Genomic DNA, 1,224 nt, shown 5'->3' on the forward strand with positions numbered 1-1,224 from the left:
TACTAAATCCGTCCAAATCGGGGAATTTAGGGAAGAACCGTATCATTTAAACCCGTCAATGAATGTCATTAGATGGGTTGGAAAGGTGATGTAATTTATGGCTGATTTTTGGTCGAATAGCGATAGGGGTTATCGTATTAAGTTGTCTTTGACACCTTCTAAGCCAAACATACCCGCAAACTCTACTAACGTTAGGGTACAGCTAGCACTTTTTAACACGACAACCACATTTGCTCAGTATAACTGTACAGCAAGCGCAACGGTCAACGGGAAAACATACTCGTGGTCGGGCTCTCCAAACATGCTGAGTATGAACTCAAGCATTAATCTGATTGATAAGACAGTCACGATAGGGCACAATTCGGACGGGCAGAAGTCCTTTTCTTTTTCAGCGACTTTTAGCGGGTCAGGAGGCTATTCTCCCGGAAGGTTAAACGTGGCCACAGGGACAATGCCCCTGGCAAGAATCCCACGAACAAGTACAGTTACAGCAGGGACGGTTAATTTTGGCTCAGCTCTAACGATTACAATCCAACGGGCTGACAGTAGCTTTAAACACACCGTCCGCTATGAGTTCGCAGGCAAAACAGGCACCATTGCAAGTAATGTTGATACATCGACATCTTGGACGGTGCCTTTGTCATTTGCGAATGATGTGCCTAATGCAAACTCAAGGAGCGGGACTATCTATGTCGATACCTATTCTGGGTCAAGTAAGATTGGTACGTCTCAGGCTAGTTTTACGGGCACTGTGCCTGCGGAGATTAAGCCTTTGCTGTCGGGGGTCAGCCTGTCAGACGGCAACTCGGCGGTACAGGCTTTAATCCCAGAGACAAACATCTTTGTGCAAGTTTTGTCTAACATCAAAGTGTCGTTTGTCGGTGCTATGGGGTCGTATAGTTCTACAATTAGTGGCTTTAAAGCCGAAATTGTCGGTAAAAATCAGGTCACCACAGAAAATGGTGGCACGTTAGGATTTATGAATTACAACGGAACCGTCACAATCAGAGCTAGTGTCTCTGATAGTCGCGGACGCTGGTCGAACCCAGTAGATACAAAGGTCACTATCATGGAGTATTTTGCCCCAATCCTGAGTTTTAGCGTAGCCAGAGGTGGCAGTCTGCAAGATGTCATCAACGTCAAGCGAAACGCACGAATAGCCCCTCTAACCGTTAATGGAAGTCAACGCAATACAATGACTTTGTCTTTTTATGTCTCAAGAGC

General features: G+C 45.8%; 1 protein-coding gene. It reads left to right on the forward strand.

Annotated elements, in window-relative coordinates:
* Positions 1-97: 97 nt before the first annotated feature.
* Positions 98-1,224: DUF859 family phage minor structural protein (locus tag G576_RS0109610; protein ID WP_027974414.1), on the forward strand; the 1,127-nt coding region annotated here is incomplete at its 3' end.

The sequence above is a fragment of the Streptococcus porci DSM 23759 genome (assembly GCF_000423765.1).
Classification (GTDB): domain Bacteria; phylum Bacillota; class Bacilli; order Lactobacillales; family Streptococcaceae; genus Streptococcus; species Streptococcus porci.